This window comes from Rhizobium sp. SVR5-9E, from assembly GCF_056755095.1.
On record NZ_JBNDHS010000002.1, the window covers coordinates 18,900 to 39,016 of the forward strand.

Consider the following 20,117-nt stretch of genomic DNA (forward strand, 5'->3'; position numbering starts at 1 on the left):
GATGGCGATCTTCCGCTTCCTCTGGGCTATCTTGACGTCGCGCTGGCTCTGGACCTTCATCGGGCTCGTGCTGCTGTCGCTGATCATCTGGATCTTCGGCCCGATCGTCAGTGTCGGAGAGAGCGCGCCTTTAGAGTCAGAGACGGTGCGACTGGTCATTATCGGCCTTCTCTTCCTCCTGTTTCTCATCTGGTGGATCGCGGCGCAACGCCGGGCGATCAAGGCCAATCGCATTTTCGTTTCCGAAATCGCCGCTCCACCGGAAGCGCCACCAAGCCCGGCTGAAGAAGGCGTCGCCACCGTGGGCGCAAAGTTCCGGGAGGTGATGGCGGAGCTGAAGCGTCAGAAAATCGGCGGCCGAAAGTTTCTCCGGGAGATGCCTTGGTACGTGATCATCGGCCCTCCGGCGACCGGCAAGACAACGGCGCTGCGACAGTCTGGACTGAGCTTTCCCATCGATCTCTCCGATGACCTGCATGGAGTGGGCGGGACGCGCAACTGCGACTGGTTCTTTACCGAAGAGGCGGTGCTGATCGACACCGCCGGCCGCTACGTTCAACAGGAAAGCCAGCCCGACGTCGATGCAGCGGAATGGCTGGGTTTCCTCGATCTTCTGAAAAAGCACAGGGGCCGCCGCGCCCTGAATGGCGTCATCGTGGCACTCGCCATCGACACGCTTTCGGAAGGCGACGCGGCCATTCGGGCACATGGCCGCCAGATCCGCAAACGGCTGACCGAACTTCAGGAGCGGCTGGAGATCCGCCTGCCCGTCTATCTGATGCTGACCAAGGCCGATCTGATAAAGGGCTTCGAGACTTTCTTCGGCGGTCTCTCGACGGCCGATCGCGAGCAGGTTTGGGGAGCGACCTTCCCACCCGGCGCACGCATCGATGGCAGCGAGGTCACACGGGAACTCGCAGCTTTGGCTGGCGTGCTCGAACGGCGCCTCGTTCCTCGTCTCGAAGGCGAAGAAAACCTTACCGCCCGTGCGGAGATCTTCCGCTTCCCGGCACAGGTCGAGAGTCTTTCCGAGCCTATTCGCGTGCTGGTCGAAACCGTATTCGGCGAAAGCCGCTATGCCGAAAGTGCCTGGCTGCGCGGTATCTATCTGACCTCCGCCACTCAGGAAGGCACCGCAATCGACCGGCTGACGGCAGCACTCTCGTCTTCTTTCGGCCTCCCGGCACAGCCCGCCGCGCCGATGCTACGGGTTGAGAAGCGCAGTTTCTTCCTGAAGGACCTGCTCACGAAAGTGATCTTCAAGGAGGCGGGTCTCGGGACATTCGATCCTGCGGCAGAGGAACGGCGCATCTGGATATGGCGTGGCGCTGCAGTGGCTGCCGCAGCATTGGTTGTCGTCGCCGGTCTGTTGTTTACGGTTTCCTATCGGAAAAATAACGCCGCTCTAGCGGCGCAGGCCGAACAACTCGAGGCGCTGCAGCTTCCGCTCACTCCGGTTGCTGCACGTCAGGCGCCGCTGGAACCACTCGATCTGGATGTGGCGCTCGAAGCCGCGACCGAAGTAGCGAATGCCCGTACCGACCCGCCAGGCGGGATAGCTGCCTTGATCGGCCCCTCCGCCGCAACCGAGATCAGGCAGGCGCAGGAGGACGCCTATGATCGCTCATTGCGCAACATCTTGGAACCACGCATGGTCGCGCTGCTTGAGGCGACGATGTGGCGTCAGATCCGCGACCCGGAATTTCTGCTCGGCGCACTGAAGACCTATCGCATGATGACCGGCCTGTCGCCGATGGACCCCGATTTCGCCAAGCAATGGTGGACGGAGCGGCTGCCTGAATTCGCGCCCGTGCCGCCCTTCCGAACCGATATGGCTGCCGACCATCAACTCGCCGCAATCGACAACATGGCGGCGGATCGAGCTCTTATCCAGCCCGATGAGGCGCTCGTGAGCGAAGCATTGCGGAGCATCTGCTCGATTCCGCTTCCGGTCCGCGCCTATAATGCACTGCTCTCGGACCCGGAGGTCAGAGCGCTTAAGGATTGGATTCCGGCGGACCATGTCGGCCCGAACGGACTGAAGGTTCTCGCCCGGCGCTCGGACAAGACGCTTCGAGTGGGCATCAGCGGCGCCTTCACCTATGACGGCTTCCACAACGTGATCCTTGCGCGGCTGGAGGACGTCGCCACGCAGGCTGCGCTGGATCGTTCCGTCTTCGCCGGCGGCTGCTCGGAGAGCGCCAGCCCGTCGGTCGCCGCGCTTTCGCAGGATATCCTGAAGCTCTACTACGACGACTACATCGCCAAGTGGGACGGCTTCCTGCGCGACGTAAGGCTCGCTCCGCTGGTGGACCTGCAGACGGCAAGCGAAAATCTCAAGGATCTCTCCAGCGCAGACTCCTCGATGAAGCGGCTGCTGAACGCCATCGTGCAGGAAACGGAACTGACCCGTTCCGAGGATGACGCCGCCAAAGTGCCTCCGGCGGCAACTTCCAAGCTCTTGTCCAAGCTCGGCAAGATCGGCAAGCTTGCCAAGACGGGCGTGAAGCTGATGCCCGCCGGCTCCAAGGCCGACGTGGATCTCTCGGGCGCACCGGTTGCCGAGCATTTCAAGCCCATCAAGGGCGCAATCGCCGAGGTCGACGGCCAGCCTCCAGCACTCAATGACGCCGTCGCGGCGCTCACCGCACTCTCGAACATGCTGCAGACGGTATCGGCAAGCCCCGATGCCCAGGATGCCATAAAGCGGCAAGGCGGCCTGGCCGAGCTGACAGGGGCTGTCGCAAAACAGTCCATCACTCTCCCCGACCCGCTGGACGACTGGCTGGCCGGCATCGCCGGCGACACGAGCGGCATTACAACGAAAGCGGTCACCTCGGAACTCAACGCCATCTGGCGGGCCGACGTGTTACCTTTCTGCCAGGCGGCGCTGGCGAACCGCTATCCGTTCGTTCCCGACAGCGCAATCGATGTCAATGTCGTCGACTTTGCGCGCGTCTTCGGCCCGGGCGGGCTGATTGATAGCTTCATAAACAATCAGCTGGTCACCTACGTCGACATGACCCGTCACCCCTGGAAATGGCGCGCCGATATCCGGCTCGATTCATCGGCTCTGGCAGCGCTGGAGCAGGCCCGGCTGATCCGCGACAGCCTTTTTCCTGGTGGGGCCGGACCGATCCTGACCTTTACGCTGGAACCCAAGGATCTTTCGCCGACCGTTGGCCGCGTGACGCTGAACGTCGACGGCCAGAGCCTCACCTATTTCAACAACCCAACGCGCCCGCAGCCGATGACCTGGCCGGGCAAGGATGGGACCGGCGTGATTACCCTCGCCTTCCAGCCGCTCGACGGCTCGCCGGAAGTGATGGTCAGCGAGAGCGGGAGCTGGGCTTTCCTGCGGATGCTGCGCGCCGGCCGGCTGAGCGGGACCGAGCTTCCCGAACTTTACAAGCTGCGGCTTGCCGCCCAGGGCCACTACGCCGATTTCGAGCTTCGGGCCGCCAGCGTGGCCAATCCCTACGACTTGAAAATGTTTGCGAGGTTCTCGTGCCCGACGCGGCTTTGATCCTGCCAGGTTTCTTCGGAAAACTGCCCGCGATGGGGGATTTCGTCACGCGCGGTCTGCCTGCATCCTTCGTCGGCCCGTGGGACCGCTGGATCACCCGGCATCTGGTTCACCGATTTTCGCAAGGTGCGATCTCTTCCCATCCGGTCTTGCGGTTTATCCTCGGTCCCGAAGCCGTCGGACCGATGATGGGCGTGGTGATGGCAAGCGCCGACCGCGCCGGCCGCCGGTTTCCGCTGACCATCGCGGCCGCGCCCCCGACCGCCACCACCGAAATCACCACGCTCGCCGCAGACTGGTTCGATGCACTGGAAGCTGCAGGAAAATCTGCGCGCGACGGCGAGACGGACGGTGATGGCCTGGCTGCCTGCCTTGCGTTCCTGCCCTATACCGCGATCACGGCGTCCGGCGACCCGATCCGGGGCATGGCCTTATGGACGGGCCAGTGCAAGCCAATCGAGATTGACCCCGGCGCACCTGAATCAGCGCTCCGCCACCTCTTCCCCGAAGGTCTGGAGGCGAGCTGATGCAGATCTGGAACCAGACCGGCTTCCCGACCGAATTCACGATGGGGATGGACAAGGAAGGCCGCGAGTACATCGTCGTCGTCGTCAAGGGAACCTTCGACTTTCCTCAGACGCCAGGTGGCCCCGTGCAAAAATCATCCGTGCAGGTACCGCTGGTGATGGCCGACACGCATACGGGTGAGCCCGGTTTTTCGGCCACCCTCTGGGAAACCGACTTCGCGTTCCGAAAGCCGCGCTGCGACGTCATCGCCAACGGATGTGCCTATGCTCCCGGGGGGCGTCCGGCCGACCGTGTCAGTGTCGGAATCAAGGTCGGTACCTGGTCAAAGGTCTTCGACGTGTTCGGGCATCGCGAGTGGCGCGCCCGCGGGCCGATCTTCGTCGCCACCAGCCCGCAACCGTTCCTTCGCCAGCCCTTCTCCTACGATACGGCCTGGGGCGGTACCGACCGCCTCGACCCGGACGACAGGCTTCCGGCAAGCTACCGGCTCAACCCCATCGGCAGAGGGTGGGCGCGGCCGAAGAACCAGCATCTGATCCCCGGCCTCCCGCTTCCCAACACCCAGGCCATAGGCGAGGAGATCCGCTCACCGTTCGGCGACTATCGGCCGATGAGCTTCGGGCCTTACGGCCGAGGCTGGCCGGGCCGCATCGAATATGGCGGCACCTACGACCAGAACTGGATCGACAACATCTTCCCGTTCCTGCCGCCGGATTTCGACGACCGCTATTTCCAGATGGCGCCGCCCGACCAGCAGATAGAGCATCCGAAGGGCGGCGAGGAGGTGATGCTGGTGAATTTGACGCCAGTGGGGCGCGAAAGCTTCCGGCTGCCGGCCACCAGCCTTCCGATGACGCTGTTCAAGGGCCGTGAGAAAGCCTTTGAGCGCGCGATACCGCCCGACACTATTTTGTTAGACCTGGAAAACCGGCGCTTTTCGTTGGTCTGGCGTGTGTCGCAGCGCATCCACCGGACAATCCTCGACTTCAGCGAATGCTGGGTCGGCCCGCCGACCCAATCCATGCTGAGGGCGCGTGCCACGGGTCGCGCCTTCGTGCGCGCGAGCAGTGCGCCTCTGCCGGAGGAGGAAGAGGCATGACCACGCCGATCGACATCGTCTCGATCGGCATGGCGACGGCCGTCGGCCTCGACGCGCCCTCCGCCTGCGCGGCGATGCGGGCGCGCCTGGACGGCTTTCAGGAGACGCGCTTTCTGGGGCCTGGCGGAGATTGGCTGATTGGAGCTCCCGTGCCGCTGCCGCGCAACTGGGTTGGCGAAAGGCGCATGGCCCATCTCGCCGCAGGTGCCATTTGCGAGGCCTTCGAGGCCGTGCCTGAAGCCCGCGGCCAGACCGCGCTCATCCTCTGTCTTGCCGAGGAGGGCCGAATTGGCCGCCCTGCCCCCGATGGTGCACGCCTGCTCCAGCGCATAGCGGAGATCGTGGAAAGTCCGCCGCATGGCCGCTCGAGGATTGTGCCCCATGGTCGTCCCTCGGGGCACGTCGCCCTAGAACAGGCACGCCGCATACTGGCGGCGGGCGAAGCGCCCTACGTGATGATCGCTGGCGTCGACAGCTATCTGACGGCAGCGGCTGTCTCTTATTATCTTGCCGACAAACGCCTGCTGACTGCGGACAATCCGAATGGCTTCATCCCCGGGGAAGCCGCGGCAGCAGTGCTTTGCACCCGTTCGCAAAATAGCGGCCTTGGTCTGTCTGGGCTCGGCCTCACCCGCGAGCAGGCATTCATCTACAATGCGGAGGATCTGCCGTTGCGGGGCGACGGCATGACATTCGCCTACCGCGCCGCACTTCAGGACGCCGGCATAGAGATGAACCGTGTGGGCTACCGCATCGCCGATCTCGTCGGCGAGCAATATTGGTTCAAGCAATCCGCATTGGCGAGCCTGCGGCTGCTGCGCGGCCGGCACGACTTCCAGGACATCTGGTCGCCGGGAGAAAGCCTCGGCAATGTCGGCGCGGCCGCCGTGCCCATGATGATCGGCATGGCTTTCACCGCCGCCCGCAAGGGCTACGCCGCCGGCAACCCGGTCTTGATCGAAGCCTCCAACGATTCCGGTGCCTGTGGCGCGGCGATCCTGGCGGCGAGGGCCGCGTAATGTCGAACGTTTTCGCAAACGGGCTTGAAATCTCCGGCAGGGCAGTGAACGCCAGAACCATCGCGGTTTTCCCGGATACCTGCTTCACCCCGCCCGAGAACCCGGCGACGCCCCCTGGCGTGCCGATCCCCTACCCCAGCTTCGGCTTTGCCAGCGACACCGAGAAGGGCACGGGTACGGTCAAGATCGGCGGCCAGACCGTCAACATCAAGAACAAGTCCGACCTGTCGAGAACGTCCGGTACCGAGGCAGGCTGCGCCGCCAAGAAGGGCATCATCACATCGAACAATACCGGCAAGGAATATTTCAACAGCTGGTCGAACGATGTGAAATTTGACGGCGAACCGGTCATTCGCTTTACCGATCTCGCCACCAACAATCATTCCTCCCCAGGTCCCAACACGGTCACATGGCCCCATATGGCCGGACTGACCGCCGGGGGACAGGACTGCGAAACCCTGCTCAACAAATACCAGATCCGGCTCCATCAGCATTCGAAGGCCGACTGCCCTGCGGGACAAGAATCCGAACACTTCGTTCGCGTCGGGTGCTTCCAGAGCAGCCGTAAGCAGAACAAGTCCTTTACGCGGTGGAAGGAGTACGACAACCAGACCGCCCCGTGCATCTGCATGCGCTCTCGAAAGCACAAGAAAGGGGGTGGCTTCCAGCGCGGCGACGGCAGCAAGAAAGGAACGCCCCACAACTTGAAGACCAATCAAGAAGCCGCCTTCTACCGAAAGGAAAAGAAGAGACGCAGGAAGCCTTCGCTCAAGAATGCGATGGAAAAGTCCCTTGACGCAGTACGGAAGAACGAACCCGCGATCAAGAACGCGCCGAAGAAGGATGCCGATGACATGATTGAATGCTTGCGGCTCGTGATGATAAACTATCTCCAGGACGTGGTCCGACCGAAGAAGACGCAGACCGAACTGAATGCAATGACGGTAGGTAGGTGATGACGGACGACCAAGAGCCGCGTCTCGACGACTATCCGCTTGACGAGATCGATATCGAGGCAATTAACGCCTTCCACCTGGGGAGAAATCTCTTCTCAGCATCTGTTCAGCTCAGCGACAAGAACGACGAGGCGGGACGGTCGTTCCTGCTGCGGATGTCTCTCGACGACCAGATTCGCCAGGAGGTGCTGCTGGACATCGACGACCTCATTCTCTCGCATGTCAGCCTCTCCGAGCGCGAGCATATCGCGTTGCAAGTCGGTGGAACCACCCACCACATTCGCAACGGCACCATTGCGACCGGCGAAGGACCGGAGGCGTTCACCAACAAGCTCTGGCATCTCAACGAAAAGACTGCCTATCTCTACGGCGACGAAGGAACTGTTTGCGTCGCGCAGGGCACCGATTGGGTACCGATCGAGACAGGGACCTCGGCTTTCCTGCGCGCCATGCACGGTCCGGCCCCCGACCTGACCCACGTGGGCGGCGATCACGGGGCACTGCTGCGCCTGGATGGCTCTCGCTGGCGCTCAATCCCTCTCGGGTTCAACCACAGCATCTCGGCCTTGCAGGTTGCTCGTAATGGAGACGTGTATCTTGGCTGCGAGAACGGCTTCTGTGCCCGCTACGCGAATGAGGAACTCACCGAGATTGCCGGACCGGGTACACAGATATACTCGATATGCGAGTTCGACGGCAATCGGTACTGGGGAGATGACGAGTACGGCCTTTACATCCAGAAGGGGATGGAACTCGTGCCGTTCAGATCACTCGGCTTCGTTTATGCAATGGAAGCGACCGAGGCCTATCTCGTCGCCGTGGGCTGGAAAGAAGTCTTCACGTTCAACGGAAAGGAGTGGTCAGGGGTCGAGTTTGGCTATGACGGAAATCTCTTCGTTCGCCGGATCGACATGACCCGTGAGTTCATTTGATCTGCGGATCGGACGGCGTTCGGCGCCCGCCTATTCCCGGCGTCTCCAGAGTCACTCTCAAATAGTGTCTGACCTTGTCGAGATCGAGTTCACGAATCCGCATGTCCGGTGGGCCAGACAGCATCCGCACGACGAACAACTCCCCGGCCTCGGGAAACTCGGTGTACCGTTCCTTCGCAATTTCCAGCCCCGCCTCCCCCGCCACGCGCAGCCCGTCGAGATGCGCCTCAAGCCGCTCGACTAGCCGGGCGAGCCGCTCCTCGTCCATGTCGGGATTCTCGTCCTGATGGAGCAGGTGGTAGTCGTAGGCCGTCCACAGGAATGCCGCCATCTCGGCATGCTGGCGGACGATTTCGCGAAGAACAGGTACAGCAGGCATCAGTTGAGGTTCACCGATCCGCCACGAATGCGGTTCACGGCACTGGCGTGGCTGGTCACATAGGTGCCGCGGATGGTGATATGGCCGTCCTTTTCCATGATGATCGTGGCCTTGCCGCAACGAAGCTCGATGCGCTCCTCGCCGATGATCCGCACGCGCTCGCCATCACGAATGACGTTTGGCGCCGAAGACCTGCGCGCCGGCTCGACGATCCGGCCGACGATCAGCGGCCGCGTCGCGTCTCCGCCTTCGAAAAGCAGCGCGACCTCGGCACCGATCATTGCTGACGTAAGGTCGGCCAGGCTCCGCGCCGGCAATGCAGTCTCCCGGGGGTTGCCGGGAAAGACCACCAGCGGCACGCCGGCATCGAAACCCAGCAACACGCCGATCACCACTCCTTCGATACGTTCCCGTGTTTCGGACATCTGAAGCCCCTCAATTATGACTGATCTTGCTGCCCTTCCAAACGACCTCGCCCGAGGCCTTGCCGTTGAACTTGCCCTTGGCGTTCACCGAAATGTCCTTGCCGCTGATGGAGATCGTGCCGTCCTTTTTCATCGAAATGGCCGCCGAGCCGCACTTGATGACAACCGAGTCGCCGGCGTCGATCAGCAGATCCTTTCCGATCTTGATCAGCCCGTCCTCACCGACCTCGACGGCACTTCCCTTGGTGACCTTCACCACCCGGGCTCCACTGATCTCGGTCGCGTCGTCTTCGCCGATCTTCGCGCTCCGGCTCTTGCCGATCGTGCTTGTCTGTCCGCTGCCAATCTCGATGCTCTGGTCAGTGCCGATCTCCCAGCTGTCGGACGTTCCGATGTCATGACTCTGGCTGATGCCGACGCTGACCGACCGAGTCGCGCCGATGGTGTTCATCTGTGCCGCCCCAACCGTTCTGGTCTCCGCGGCCCCGACCGTATCGATCCGCGCCGCACCCACGGTGACCGTCTGGACGATGCCGACCGTCTGCGTGTGGTTGGAGCCGATTGTCTCGCTGGAATTCGCGCCGATGCCGATCGTCTCGTCAGCGCCGACGGTGAGAGAACGGTTGATGCCCACCGTCTCGGTGTCGTTGGACCCAATATTGACGGTGCGGTCGACGCCGACCTTTGTCGTCTTGTTGTTGCCGACGTCCTCGTCGAGGTTCACGCCGACGGAGTGCTTGGCGTTGTTGTCGATGCGGTCCGACTGGTCGTGCTGGACCAGCTTGCCGCGGTCGTTCTTGATCAGCAGGTTGTGGTCCTTCTGCGCCTGGAAATAGACCTCTTCCGATCCGGCCTTGTCCTCGAAACGCAGCTCGTTCCAACCACCGCCGCCAGGCGAGGAATTCGTCTTCAACCCGGATTGGGTGGCATTTCCCGGCAGCTCATAGGGAGGCATCTCCTTGCCGTTATAAACCCTGCCGGTAATGATCGGCCGGTCGGGATCCCCCTCGAGGAAGTCGACGATCACCTCCTGGCCGATGCGGGGGATCTGGATGAAGCCCCAGCTCCCTCCGCCCCAGGTTTGCGAGACCCGGACGAAGCAGGAACTGTTCTGGTCCTTCTTGCCGAGGCGGTCCCAGTGAAACTGCACCTTCACCCGCGCATACTTGTCCGTGAAGATTTCCTCACCCGAAGGGCCGACCACCGTCGCGGTTTGCGGACCCCGCATGATCGGCCGGGGTGTGGCCCGCGGCGGCCGGTAAGTGACGGAGGTCGGAGCGACCTGGAGCGCCGCGTGGAAGGTTTCCTCTCCGGCATAAGCGGCCGGGCGATAGCCCGGGTCGAAGAGGCGGTAGTCGGCGCGCAGGACGACATAGTCCGTGTTCTGATCCTTGCGCGGGAAATTCTCCAGTTTGAAGGTGCAGCCCGAAGCCGGTCCCCGTACGGTGCCGGCGGCGGCGATACGCTGATGCGCTGCCTGAATTTCCTCGCGCCGTAGCACGGCAATAGCGTCGCCGCGGCCCACGGTCAGATGCGCTCCGGGATGACGATAGTGCTCTCCCTGAGCTTCAGAGTGAGCGAAGGGCTGCGCCGATTGCGCCATCAGGTCGGCGCCGGGCTTCGTAAAGTCGTAGTCCGTATGAGCATAAGTGCCCGGGTGGACGGAGCTGGTTGCCACCCATTCCGTGATATACTCTTGGTCCCGGCGCACCGGTTCGCCCTCGGCGCGGAACTTGACCGTCGCATAACCCGGCGCAGGCTTCAGCTTGTTCATGGCGTCGGCGAGAATGAGGGTGTGCTCCCCGTCGCCATATTCGAAGAAATACATGATGCCTTCGTGCTCAAGCAGCCGCTGCACGAAGTCCAGGTCGGTTTCGTCGTACTGGACGCAGTATTCCCGTGCCTCATAGGAACCCTGCAGCCGCTTCTCGAACTTCGCCGGCTTATATTTCGAGAATATCTGCTCGACGATTTCCACGACGCTCATGTTCTGGAAGATGCGGCAGTCGGTGGTGTTACCCAGCAGCCAAAGCCAGGGCCGCAGCTCCGCTTCGTAATAGGCAAACCCTTCTTCGATACGGGTCAGGCGAAAGTCTGAAACGAGCCCACTAAACCACCGCTTTGGGTCTCCGGCCTCGCCTTCAACCGAAATTGGTTTTCCCAGGAGCTTCAGCGCGTCGACGTTTGCGTCGGAGCTGATGAATCCGACGGTGAAAGCAAAACACCTGCTGATCTCGTCATGGCCGGTGAGGTGCGTGAGGGTCAGCGTCGCGGGCTCAAGCGGCGTCTGGACGATTGTCTTGCGTTCTTCAGCCATTCGGAGAGTGCCCCTGTCTCGTGACGCCGGCAGTCCTGGATCATGAACTTACCATAAAGACCTGCCACCTCGAAAGACGCATCGGCATTGCACCACGTCTATACTCTCCGGGCGAAGTATTGACGCGGATTGATTTTTACACCGCCACGAAGGGATGCCGATGCCGGCCCGCCCTACGCCCTTCGCGCCTCGCTGCTAGCTTGATCTTTTCCCGCATGCGAAGCCGCAAAAATTGCATTACTATAGAGGCGCCAGTTCTTCCGCTCATCAAGACATCGAAGTCACCAACCAAGCTTACCTGTCATGACGCAAAGAAGTTCTTACTTCCGACTGAAATGGACTTTCTTGATCCCGCTGCTGGCGCTGTTCTTAATGGCGTTCTCGCAGATGGCCCATGCGGAGCAGAGAGCCGCTATCGTGGTGGGGAACGGCGAATACGAATTTGCGCCTCTGGCGAACCCGAAAAGCGATTCCAAGCTGATTGCCGCGACGCTCACTGAGCTTGGTTTCGACGTCCTGCTTTTCTACGACGTCAAGAAAGCCGCCGTCGGCGACCTCGAAAATGCCATCCGCACCCATCTTCTCGGTGCCGACCTGGCTATCCTCTATTACGCCGGACACGCGCTGCAGCACGAAGGGCGGAGCCTGCTGCTGCCTGTCGATGTACGCACCGGATCGGCTAAAGAAGTCATCGATGACGCCATCGTCCTCAATGATCTCATCGACATCGTCAAGGACGACCCCATCGGCGTCAAACTGGTGATTTTGGACGCCTGCCGCAACAATCCGCTCACCTCCGAAAAGGGACTGCAGCAGGGCCTGGCCAATATGGAGGCAGGCGCCGGTCAGGTTCTCATCGCCTTCGCCACAGGTGCCGGCGAAGTGGCCTATGATGGCACGGGCGTGAACAGCCCCTATTCCTTGGCGCTGGCCAATGCGCTTCAGCAGCCGGGCCTCGATATCTATGACACGTTCAGAACCGTGCGCGGAGACGTGCGCCTCGCCACCAACGGATCACAGATACCGTGGATCACGGGCTCGATCGAAACAAAATTCGTCCTGAAGCCGGGCAGCACCGACAAGCCGGCACCTGCGGTCTCGGCGAGCGACGGGGAGCTGACGATTGATCAGGTCCTCTGGTATTTCATTCAGGACAGCGCCGATCCAACGGATTTCGAACGCTTCGCCAAAGTGTTTCCGAAGAGCCAGCTTGCCGCGGAAGCACTCAAACGCAGCAGCCTCCAGGTTGCTGCATTGCAGCAGCGTGGGCTGTTTGTCAGCGGCGCACTTGCCGCCACCCCGATTTCCACCGAGCCGCCGCCTTCCAATGAGGCTACGGCAACGGCTGGAGCGGAATTTATTTTTGAGCAGGCCGGCGAGCGCGCCGTGAGCGAGACTTTTCGCATCTGGCCGCGCCAAATGCCCGACACACAAAGCGGCATGAAGACGCTCATGACGGATTGCGACCTGTACGCGGCCGATCCCAACGATCCTCAACGCGTCGTACCTGGTGTTACGAACGGCCTCGTGAACGTCCGCGACGGGCTGCGCTCCTGCGGCTACGCGCTGGCTGCAGACCCCGGCAATCCCCGCCTGCAGTTCCAGTTGGCCCGCGTCCTCGAAATCGCCAAGCGCTATGACTGGGCGGAGCATTTCTACGAACTTGCCGCCAAGCAGCAATACAGCGCCGCCCTCGTCAATCTCGGTTACATGGCCCGCGCCGGCATAGGCCGCGAGGTCGATTACAAGCGCGCCTTCGATTTTTACATGCAGGCGGCACCGCTCGGAAACCTCAGAGCAAGGACGAATGTGGGAACCGCTTATATACGCGGTCAAGGCGTGCCGAAGAACCCCGAAGAAGGGATCCTGTGGTACAGACTTGCAGCATCAAGCGGCTGGTCGAATGCGATCACTGCGCTCGGCGACAGCTTTCGCCGCGGTACCGGTGTGAAGAAGGATGATGTGGAGGCGACGAGGCTCTATGCTGCGGCGGCCGATGCCGGTCAGATCGACGCCATGACCAATCTCGGCCGCGCCTATGTCAGCGGCTTGGGTATCAAGAAAGACGTCAAGCGGGGTTTTGATCTGATGATCCGTGCGACGGAAATGGGCAACCAGTATGCACCCCTCTACGCAGCCCGCCTTCTCGTGAAAGGCGAAGGCAACGTTCCGCGCGATGCCAATCGCGCCCTTGCCCTACTGGAACTGTCAGCACGCCGAGGCTTCGAGGACGCTTATCTCGAACTTGCCAAGGGTTACGCGGAGGGCAGCTTCAGCCGCGGAAAGCCGGATTTGCGGAAGGCATATTTCAACGCAACGCTCGCCACTCGTTTCAAGGTCGAAGAGGCAGAGCAGACCAAGACTTCGGTAGGTGAAAAGCTGAACGCTGCGACGCGAGAGGAAATCGAAGGAGAGGTCGAACTGTTTGTTCAGCAAAACGGACTCTAACGCGGAACCCAGAGATGGCATTGCGCTGGTTTGTCGAACGAGTTGGCCGGCTTTCGCGCTTCGGCAGGCCAAAGAGAGCTGTCAGGATCGTCGATCCCGCCACTGACGAGGACAGTCTTCACTATGTCCTGCACGAGCCAGTGGACGAGGCCAAACCGAGAAGTCTTATTTCTGTCCTCGGTGCGATGCCCGCCAGTCTTGCCGAGATTCTCGATACGGCCGTGGAGGCTTGCCGGGCTAATGGCGAATTTCCCGTTGTCGTTCTGTCAGAACTGCGTCCGGATCTGATCGCTGCAAGTTCTGCTCCTTTGGAATTTGTCCCTACCCGGAGCCACCTGCCCTCACTCTCCTCGGAGAGCTATGGCAGGTATGTTCGCCGGCGCTGGTCATTGCTCATCGCGAAATGGGACATCTCCAGCGAAATCGCACTTTCATCGACCATCGACGAGTTTCTTGCCGATCAGCTGGGCGCCGATGCTTCCCTTGATTCAGATACGAGCAATCGAGGCATGCAACGGATGATCAGCCCGGATACTGAAGACAAGCTGCTCGACCGCCTTCGCGGCCATGGCGGCACCATTGACGTAACTCAGGCGCGCTAGTCGCCGGCGAACCTCAGTGTGGAAGGCCTCAGACAGCGCCAGATCGAGCGTCGTCTCCACACGATCCAATTCCGAGTACCGCAGGCAGAGACCCAAGCCTGCTGTTTGGGCATAAACAGCGCGAAGATGCTGGTCATCCATTTCCGGCGCTTCATTGGGCACAAAGATCGAAGGAATTCCCCCCAAGATGCTTTCATGGAAACCGTTATAGCCGGCGGTGGTGACAAGAAGATCGACCGCGCTGACATACTCAGCCAAGGGGTAAACGCTTGTGCGCAGAACGCTCGGCCATTCCTGTCTGGAAGGTTTCGCGAGCGGATTGAGAATCTGGACCGTTTGGATATTCCGCCTCGCCAGTTCCTTGAAAATTAAGCCCGGCAGATCTTCAAAATCGAAGTTGCGTTGCGAGCCTAGTTGTACCGCGACGGTGAAGCGGTCCGGGTCCACGCCTAGCTTGGCGGCAGCTTCACGCCTGGGCAGTCCCGTGCCGGGGTCCAAGAGAAGCAGAGGGGGAACGGCAACGGTCCCCGGCATATCGCGGGTCGGACCATGATCTTCGTCATGAGCAAGTTCGCCCGGCTCGATCACCATGTCGAATATATCCTGGGCGCCCGGATCGAAATTGTGGTCAAGGCGCCACAAGGCACGCCGGACCCAAATCCAGGCCAGGTCGCGTCGGCATTCGGCAACGGCAATCAACCCTGGAAACGGCCTGTTCCCATCGAACACCACCGCCGACACATCAAACGCCTCCACGGCCGTCAACAGCTCTTGCGCATAAGCCCTGTTCCAACTGTCGTCCGTCACCCCGATCGCCAAGCCGGAAGGCGTATAGTCAACAGCGTGCCTTCGCGCATAAGCCAACGCGGAGCCGGCCGATCGGGTAAAGAAAATGGGATCCGCGTCATCAGGCAAACGCTCTGCGATAGCCATCAGGCGGGTGATATGTCCGAGCCCGATACCGTTGGTCGCGACCATAAGTATCCGCCGCTTTTTGGCGATACGCCGCGGCATCGATGCCGGCATTTTGTCTTCGGCGGTTTTGCCAGATGAATGCCCCCTGCCCGTGGTTCGGCTGCTTTTCAGCGCAGAAGCCACGGACAGTTCAAGATCATCATAGAGGCGTGCCATGCGTTGCGGATATTGATCGATCGAAAATTTTCGTCGGACAAGCTCTCTCGCGGCATTTGATTGTTGGAGGTAGATCGAAGGTGAGGCAACAAACCGCCCGATGACGTTCCGCGTTTCAGCAATGTTGCAATAGACAGCGCCATCTTCGAAGAGGCTTTCAAATGAAGGATCGAGCACCGTCACCAAACCGCTCGCCATTGCTTCGGCGATACATACTCCGAAGGCTTCCACCCATTGCCGGCCGTGAAAATAGACATAAAAATCTAGCCGCTTGAGAAAGTCAGATACGCTGTTTTGCGCGAATGGGCTGATCTGCCAGTTCGAGCCTATCCAGGGTTGGATCGACTCCGGGACACCGCCCAACACCTTGATGGCGAAATCGGGTATGTCGGGATAGGCTGCCCGCAGGTCACCTGCGGAACTGGGCCACTTCGCCGGGTCCCCTCTCGTGTGGCGCCCCAAATTGACGGTGCCCGTTGGCGCTGTTCGCTGGTGAGATGTCCATTCAGCGACATCGACCATGTTCCACAAATCGTGCCGGAGAAGCGCGGGACTTTCGGTGCCGATACTGTCGAACTGGGCTCGAACTTTCGGGCCGACAGGAGCAAACGCGACCGGAATACCAAAGAGCCTATCCAACACACGCTCAACGACGGCGAGATCGTATTGAGGAACGCGATTGCCGTCGAACAGAGGATGGTGAACCACGCAGACGACGCGGCGAGGCTGCAAACGCACCGGCGAATGCGGCATTCGCTCGAACACCGCAGGATGGTGAGCCAGAAGAACGTCGCACGTCGCCTCTTCAGAACCGGTCAGCCAGACCGTATTTGATTGCTCGATCACCGCGGCTGTCCGGCTGTCGAAGATGCCCAGATCACGCGTGCGCTGCCCCAAGAAAGGCAGCAGCCCACAGCTCATCCCCCACCGACTCGCCGCCTTCAGCTCAGCCCTCAGTGCGCTCGAGGTACCTCCATGAAATCGAGGGTCGGCAGCATGAACAACGTCAAAATGCATCAGCTAACCCGAAGATTGTATGAGACGCTGAGCTTCTCAATTCATGCCTCATGTTGCTGAACTGAATGAACTGCAACTGCACGATATTCTGACACAACCGGAGCACCCGAGGCCCGCCTGCGGCCTATCCTTGATGAGATTGAAGGGCGTCCCTTGATTTCCAAATGCGGCTAATCAGTGCCCGTCAACAATCGCGCAGACGGCAGCCTAGTAGACTCGCCGCCCCCAGAAGTCTCGCCGAGGCTCGGTTGCCAACTTCCGCGTTGTGACAGGCTGCCTTTGCACCGTTGTCTTCATCCTCTCGACCGCCAAAGTCCCGTAGCAGCTGCGAGGATATCTGGCGAGGAAAGCCTGGTAGGATTGACGTGTATTCAGCCGTTGCGCCCGGCGCCAGGCAGCAGATTCAGCCGCGCTGGGAGGCATACTTTGACAGTTGCTAGCATTGGGTGGCGCATATGTCAGGTACGGCCAGGACGGCACACATGCCGTCAGAAAGACCGAGAAGAGGACGGAAACACGTTTCAACATTGAACGCTCCAATCCGGGGATTAGGTTAAAAACCTACAAGAAAGAGTAGAATAACTATCGTCAAATAACAAGCTCCGCTCTTATGTAACGGGTATATCTTGCCTATGATTTGGCTAAGCAGAGTGCATCAGCGAAGCAATTTGCAGAACGAAGAAGATTCCGAGAGTTCATCTGCAAACGATGAACAAAAAGATTTAATTCAAACGCGATCCATCAGCGGCGCCAACATCTAGAACGCGCGCCGATGCGGATGCCGCCATGACGCCCGGAGGCGGGGCTCGCGGTGCCCACGCAATTAGCGCGTACCACTCGAGCCGCAGTGGTGGACGCTGCGGCCCGAGCTTCATCCCTGCCCCAAATCTGTGTCAGACGACGCGGCCGCGCGCGGCAACGGGCCACACGGCAGGAGGCTTATCCGCTTCGATGGCGTAGATTGAATCGACCATGTTGGTCACCACGCAGGCGTGATTGGGCACGATACGGATCTTCTCTCCGACGGAAAGACCAATCGGCCCAGCGCTGACCAGCCGGCCGTGTTCCTCGGAAAGCTGATCGATGGTGATATCGGGGCGTCCGAGGACGTGGCCATACCCGGTCAGTCCAAGAAGGTCTGATGTCAGGACTTTGCTACCCGCATCGATAATGGCACGATCGGCGGCTGGCACAGAGACAACAGTGGCAAGAACGGTCAGCGCGCAATCTTCCCAGGCAGAGACGCCGCGCGCGACGAGCGATCTGTCGTTATAAACGTAAGTACCGGGGCGATATTCGGTCGTCACCGGCGCGCTCGCGGCCTCCATCATCGACGGAGTTCCACCGGACGTGATCACAGGGACAGCGATCCCGGCGGCTTCGATAAGAGCCTTGGCCTTTGTCATAAAGGCTTCCACGGCCGCCGTCGCGCCCGCGGGCGGATAGGTCATGAGCCCGCCGAAGACCAGTCCCTTGGATTTCGCAATCCGCTGAGCGAGGCTTGCGGCGGCTTCCGGCGTCAGTACACCGCAGCGGTTCGCCCCGGTGTCGCACTCGACAAGCACGCGCAGCGGCGCCGGCTCGGCTGCGAAAGCAGCAGACAGGCCATCGATGACGGTCTCGTTGTCTGCAACGACACTCAGCGCCACCCGGCGCGCCAACGCTGTCAGATGCTCCAATTTCTCGCGGCCCAGGATGTTGTAGGTGATCAGAACATCCCGGATCTCGGGGCTGCCGGCAATCATGGCCTCGGCTTCCGAGACTTTCTGGCAGGTAATGCCGATTGCGCCGGCTTTCAGCTGCATCTCCGCCACCGCCGGCAGCTTGTGCGTCTTGATATGTGGCCGCACGCGCAGGCCGTGGGCATCTGCGTATGCCTGGAAGCGCTCGATGTTGCGCCACGCGATGTCGAGGTCGACCAAAACAGCCGGAGTATTAATAGTATCGAATATTGACGCTGGCTTACTCATTTTGAGTTCCTAAAAAGATCTGATGGCCTTCAACAGGCATGTTGTACGTGCTTCTGCAATTCCTGTCCCCGACGCTTGACAATTTATGCATTGTGCCGCTGAATACGTCAATCCATTAAACCAGACACTTGTCCGGTATACTGGACATCAAGCAACCGCTCATCATCAGGGGAACATCATGATGACCTCGCTTAGAGCCAGCGCGCTTTCGCTGGCGGCCGTAGTCCTCCTTTCCGCAATTCCCGCCGCAGCGCAGGAAGCAAAAAGCAAGCTTGACGAAGTGCTGGCCCGCGGCCACCTCGTCATGGGCACCGGCAGCACCAATGCGCCGTGGCACTTCAAGAGCGCCGACGACCAGCTGCAGGGCTTTGACATCGACATGGGCCACATCGTCGCCAAGGCGCTGTTTGGCGATCCAGACAAGATCGAGTTCGTCAACCAGTCGTCCGATGCCCGCATCCCGAACATCACCACGGACAAGGTGGACCTCACCTGCCAGTTCATGACGGTGACCGGCGAGCGCGCGCAGCAGATCGCGTTCACGATCCCTTACTACCGCGAAGGCGTGGGCCTGATGCTGAAGGCCGACGGCAAGTATGCCGACTATGCCGCGCTGAAGGCTGCCGGTTCATCGGTCACGATCTCGGTGCTGCAGAACGTCTATGCCGAGGACATGGTGCATGCCGCCCTGCCGGAGGCGACCGTCGACCAATACGAATCTGTCGACCTGATCTATCAGGCGCTTGAATCCGGCCGTGCCGACGCGGTGGCGACCGACCAGTCGTCGCTCGCCTGGTACATGACGCAGAACGCTGGCCGCTACAAGGATGCCGGGTATGGCTGGAATCCGCAGACCTATGCCTGCGGCGTCAAGCGCGGCGATCAGGATTGGCTGAATTTCGTCAACACCGCCCTGCACGAGGCGATGACCGGCGTCGAGTTCGACTTCTATGCGAAGTCCTACAAGAAGTGGTTCGGCAAGGACCTGACGCCGCCGCAGATCGGTTTCCCGGTCGAGTACAAGTAAAGCCGGATAACAAATCGTTGGGACGAAGGGTCTTGCCCTTCGTCCTTCCTCCTCCCTCTCCGGCAGGACGCCGCCATGGGTTATACGCTCAACTTCGCCGCCGTTTGGCGCAGCTTTGACCAACTTCTCGAAGGTCTGCTGCTCAGCCTCGGGCTGGCTTTCATTTCCATTCTGATCGGCGCGGCCATCGGCCTGCTCGTCGCCTTCGCCCTGATTGCCAAGAGTGACTGGTTCAAGCGGCCGGCCGCGGCCTACGTGACGATCATTCGCAACCTGCCGATCCTCGTTCTCGTGCTTTTCGCCTATTTCGCGCTGCCGCAGATGGGCGTGCGCCTCGGCAAGATTCAAAGTTTCATTGTCGTGCTGTCGATCTATTCCGGTGCTTATCTGGCGGAAGTGTTCCGTGCCGGGCTCCTCTCCATTCCACGGGGATTGACGGAGGCCGGACTCGCGATCGGACTGACGCCGCTGCAGATCCGCGTGTCGATCATTGCGCCGTTGATGCTGCGCAATGTGCTGCCGTCGCTGTCCTCGACGGTGATTTCACTCTTCAAGGACACCTCGCTTGCGGCGGCCATAGCGGTTCCCGAACTCACCTTCGAAGCGCGCAAGATCAATGTCGAGACCTTCCGGGTCATCGAGACGTGGATCGTTGCGTCGGGTCTCTATGTCGCCACCTGTTCCGTGCTCGCCGCACTGATGCGGGTTGTCGAGCGCCGGCTTGCCATTCCGAGGTGACGA

Annotated in this window: 15 protein-coding genes; 10 read left to right on the forward strand and 5 right to left on the reverse strand. The window is 60.8% G+C overall.

What is annotated here, in order from left to right:
• Window position 1: 1 nt before the first annotated feature.
• From tssM to ACPYOJ_RS01410, 6 genes are read left to right on the forward strand one after another with little or no spacing between them, the layout of a single operon-like run.
• Window positions 2–3,526 (forward strand): type VI secretion system membrane subunit TssM, encoded by a 3,525-nt coding sequence (gene tssM, locus ACPYOJ_RS01385; RefSeq protein ID WP_481414647.1) that lies wholly within the window; start codon window positions 2–4, stop codon window positions 3,524–3,526.
• Window positions 3,508–4,053: a type VI secretion system-associated protein TagF gene (gene tagF / locus ACPYOJ_RS01390; RefSeq protein WP_481414648.1), complete on the forward strand. Its 546-nt coding sequence runs from the start codon at window positions 3,508–3,510 to the stop codon at window positions 4,051–4,053. The genes tssM and tagF overlap by 19 nt, the downstream gene beginning before the upstream one ends.
• Window positions 4,053–5,153, forward strand: coding sequence for a DUF2169 family type VI secretion system accessory protein (locus ACPYOJ_RS01395; RefSeq protein WP_481414649.1), 1,101 nt, complete (start codon window positions 4,053–4,055; stop codon window positions 5,151–5,153). The genes tagF and ACPYOJ_RS01395 overlap by 1 nt, the downstream gene beginning before the upstream one ends.
• Window positions 5,150–6,172: a 3-oxoacyl-ACP synthase gene (locus ACPYOJ_RS01400; RefSeq protein ID WP_481414650.1), complete on the forward strand. Its 1,023-nt coding sequence runs from the start codon at window positions 5,150–5,152 to the stop codon at window positions 6,170–6,172. The genes ACPYOJ_RS01395 and ACPYOJ_RS01400 overlap by 4 nt, the downstream gene beginning before the upstream one ends.
• A complete protein-coding gene (locus tag ACPYOJ_RS01405) occupies window positions 6,172–7,128 on the forward strand; it encodes a DUF4150 domain-containing protein (RefSeq protein WP_481414651.1) in 957 nt (318 codons plus the stop codon). The genes ACPYOJ_RS01400 and ACPYOJ_RS01405 overlap by 1 nt, the downstream gene beginning before the upstream one ends.
• A complete protein-coding gene (locus ACPYOJ_RS01410) occupies window positions 7,128–8,060 on the forward strand; it encodes a hypothetical protein (RefSeq protein ID WP_481414652.1) in 933 nt (310 codons plus the stop codon). Before ACPYOJ_RS01405 ends, ACPYOJ_RS01410 begins: the two co-directional genes overlap by 1 nt.
• On the opposite strand, the gene ACPYOJ_RS01415 is transcribed toward ACPYOJ_RS01410, so the two are convergent.
• The 3 genes from ACPYOJ_RS01415 to ACPYOJ_RS01425 are packed head-to-tail and all read right to left on the reverse strand — an operon-like array spanning window position 8,053 to window position 11,181.
• Window positions 8,053–8,439: a hypothetical protein gene (locus tag ACPYOJ_RS01415; RefSeq protein ID WP_481414653.1), complete on the reverse strand. Its 387-nt coding sequence runs from the start codon at window positions 8,437–8,439 to the stop codon at window positions 8,053–8,055. The genes ACPYOJ_RS01410 and ACPYOJ_RS01415 overlap by 8 nt on opposite strands.
• On the reverse strand, window positions 8,439–8,864 hold the full coding sequence (locus ACPYOJ_RS01420; protein ID WP_481414654.1) for a DUF6484 domain-containing protein: 426 nt from the start codon (window positions 8,862–8,864) through the stop codon (window positions 8,439–8,441). The genes ACPYOJ_RS01415 and ACPYOJ_RS01420 overlap by 1 nt, the downstream gene beginning before the upstream one ends.
• Window positions 8,865–8,874: 10 nt before the next feature.
• Window positions 8,875–11,181, reverse strand: coding sequence for a type VI secretion system Vgr family protein (locus tag ACPYOJ_RS01425; protein WP_481414655.1), 2,307 nt, complete (start codon window positions 11,179–11,181; stop codon window positions 8,875–8,877).
• A gap of 372 nt (window positions 11,182–11,553) precedes the next feature.
• On the opposite strand from ACPYOJ_RS01425, the gene ACPYOJ_RS01430 reads away from it, so the two are divergent.
• Together ACPYOJ_RS01430 and ACPYOJ_RS01435 are read left to right on the forward strand one after the other, a co-directional pair.
• Window positions 11,554–13,629: a caspase family protein gene (locus tag ACPYOJ_RS01430; RefSeq protein ID WP_481414656.1), complete on the forward strand. Its 2,076-nt coding sequence runs from the start codon at window positions 11,554–11,556 to the stop codon at window positions 13,627–13,629.
• Window positions 13,630–13,643: 14 nt separating this feature from the next.
• On the forward strand, window positions 13,644–14,231 hold the full coding sequence (locus ACPYOJ_RS01435; RefSeq protein ID WP_481414657.1) for a hypothetical protein: 588 nt from the start codon (window positions 13,644–13,646) through the stop codon (window positions 14,229–14,231).
• Here ACPYOJ_RS01435 and ACPYOJ_RS01440 read toward each other — a convergent pair.
• Entirely contained in the window at window positions 14,118–16,379 is a 2,262-nt protein-coding gene (locus ACPYOJ_RS01440) for a glycosyltransferase (RefSeq protein ID WP_481414658.1), read from the reverse strand. The two genes, ACPYOJ_RS01435 and ACPYOJ_RS01440, sit on opposite strands and share 114 nt — an antisense overlap.
• 893 nt (window positions 16,380–17,272) lie before the next feature.
• Complete coding sequence (locus ACPYOJ_RS01445; protein WP_481414659.1) at window positions 17,273–18,349, reverse strand: D-TA family PLP-dependent enzyme; 1,077 nt, start codon at window positions 18,347–18,349, stop codon at window positions 17,273–17,275.
• Window positions 18,350–18,527: 178 nt separating this feature from the next.
• On the opposite strand from ACPYOJ_RS01445, the gene ACPYOJ_RS01450 reads away from it, so the two are divergent.
• Window positions 18,528–19,376: a transporter substrate-binding domain-containing protein gene (locus ACPYOJ_RS01450; protein ID WP_481414660.1), complete on the forward strand. Its 849-nt coding sequence runs from the start codon at window positions 18,528–18,530 to the stop codon at window positions 19,374–19,376.
• Between the two features lie 75 nt (window positions 19,377–19,451).
• Window positions 19,452–20,114 carry an amino acid ABC transporter permease gene (locus tag ACPYOJ_RS01455; protein ID WP_168830877.1) on the forward strand — a complete coding sequence of 221 codons (663 nt, stop codon included), beginning with the start codon at window positions 19,452–19,454 and terminating at the stop codon, window positions 20,112–20,114.
• Window positions 20,115–20,117: the final 3 nt, after the last annotated feature.

What these genes read in the sequence shown, in the direction of transcription:
- ACPYOJ_RS01410 (WP_481414652.1), top strand. Translation starts at nt 7,128, where the DNA reads ATGACGGACGACCAAGAGCCGCGTCTCGACGACTATCCGCTTGACGAG.
- ACPYOJ_RS01440 (WP_481414658.1), bottom strand. Translation starts at nt 16,379, where the DNA reads ATGCATTTTGACGTTGTTCATGCTGCCGACCCTCGATTTCATGGAGGT.
- ACPYOJ_RS01400 (WP_481414650.1), top strand. Translation starts at nt 5,150, where the DNA reads ATGACCACGCCGATCGACATCGTCTCGATCGGCATGGCGACGGCCGTC.
- ACPYOJ_RS01415 (WP_481414653.1), bottom strand. Translation starts at nt 8,439, where the DNA reads ATGCCTGCTGTACCTGTTCTTCGCGAAATCGTCCGCCAGCATGCCGAG.
- ACPYOJ_RS01430 (WP_481414656.1), top strand. Translation starts at nt 11,554, where the DNA reads ATGGCGTTCTCGCAGATGGCCCATGCGGAGCAGAGAGCCGCTATCGTG.
- ACPYOJ_RS01445 (WP_481414659.1), bottom strand. Translation starts at nt 18,349, where the DNA reads ATGAGTAAGCCAGCGTCAATATTCGATACTATTAATACTCCGGCTGTT.
- ACPYOJ_RS01425 (WP_481414655.1), bottom strand. Translation starts at nt 11,181, where the DNA reads ATGGCTGAAGAACGCAAGACAATCGTCCAGACGCCGCTTGAGCCCGCG.
- ACPYOJ_RS01420 (WP_481414654.1), bottom strand. Translation starts at nt 8,864, where the DNA reads ATGTCCGAAACACGGGAACGTATCGAAGGAGTGGTGATCGGCGTGTTG.
- ACPYOJ_RS01395 (WP_481414649.1), top strand. Translation starts at nt 4,053, where the DNA reads ATGCAGATCTGGAACCAGACCGGCTTCCCGACCGAATTCACGATGGGG.
- tssM (WP_481414647.1), top strand. Translation starts at nt 2, where the DNA reads ATGGCGATCTTCCGCTTCCTCTGGGCTATCTTGACGTCGCGCTGGCTC.
- ACPYOJ_RS01450 (WP_481414660.1), top strand. Translation starts at nt 18,528, where the DNA reads ATGATGACCTCGCTTAGAGCCAGCGCGCTTTCGCTGGCGGCCGTAGTC.
- ACPYOJ_RS01455 (WP_168830877.1), top strand. Translation starts at nt 19,452, where the DNA reads ATGGGTTATACGCTCAACTTCGCCGCCGTTTGGCGCAGCTTTGACCAA.
- ACPYOJ_RS01435 (WP_481414657.1), top strand. Translation starts at nt 13,644, where the DNA reads ATGGCATTGCGCTGGTTTGTCGAACGAGTTGGCCGGCTTTCGCGCTTC.
- ACPYOJ_RS01405 (WP_481414651.1), top strand. Translation starts at nt 6,172, where the DNA reads ATGTCGAACGTTTTCGCAAACGGGCTTGAAATCTCCGGCAGGGCAGTG.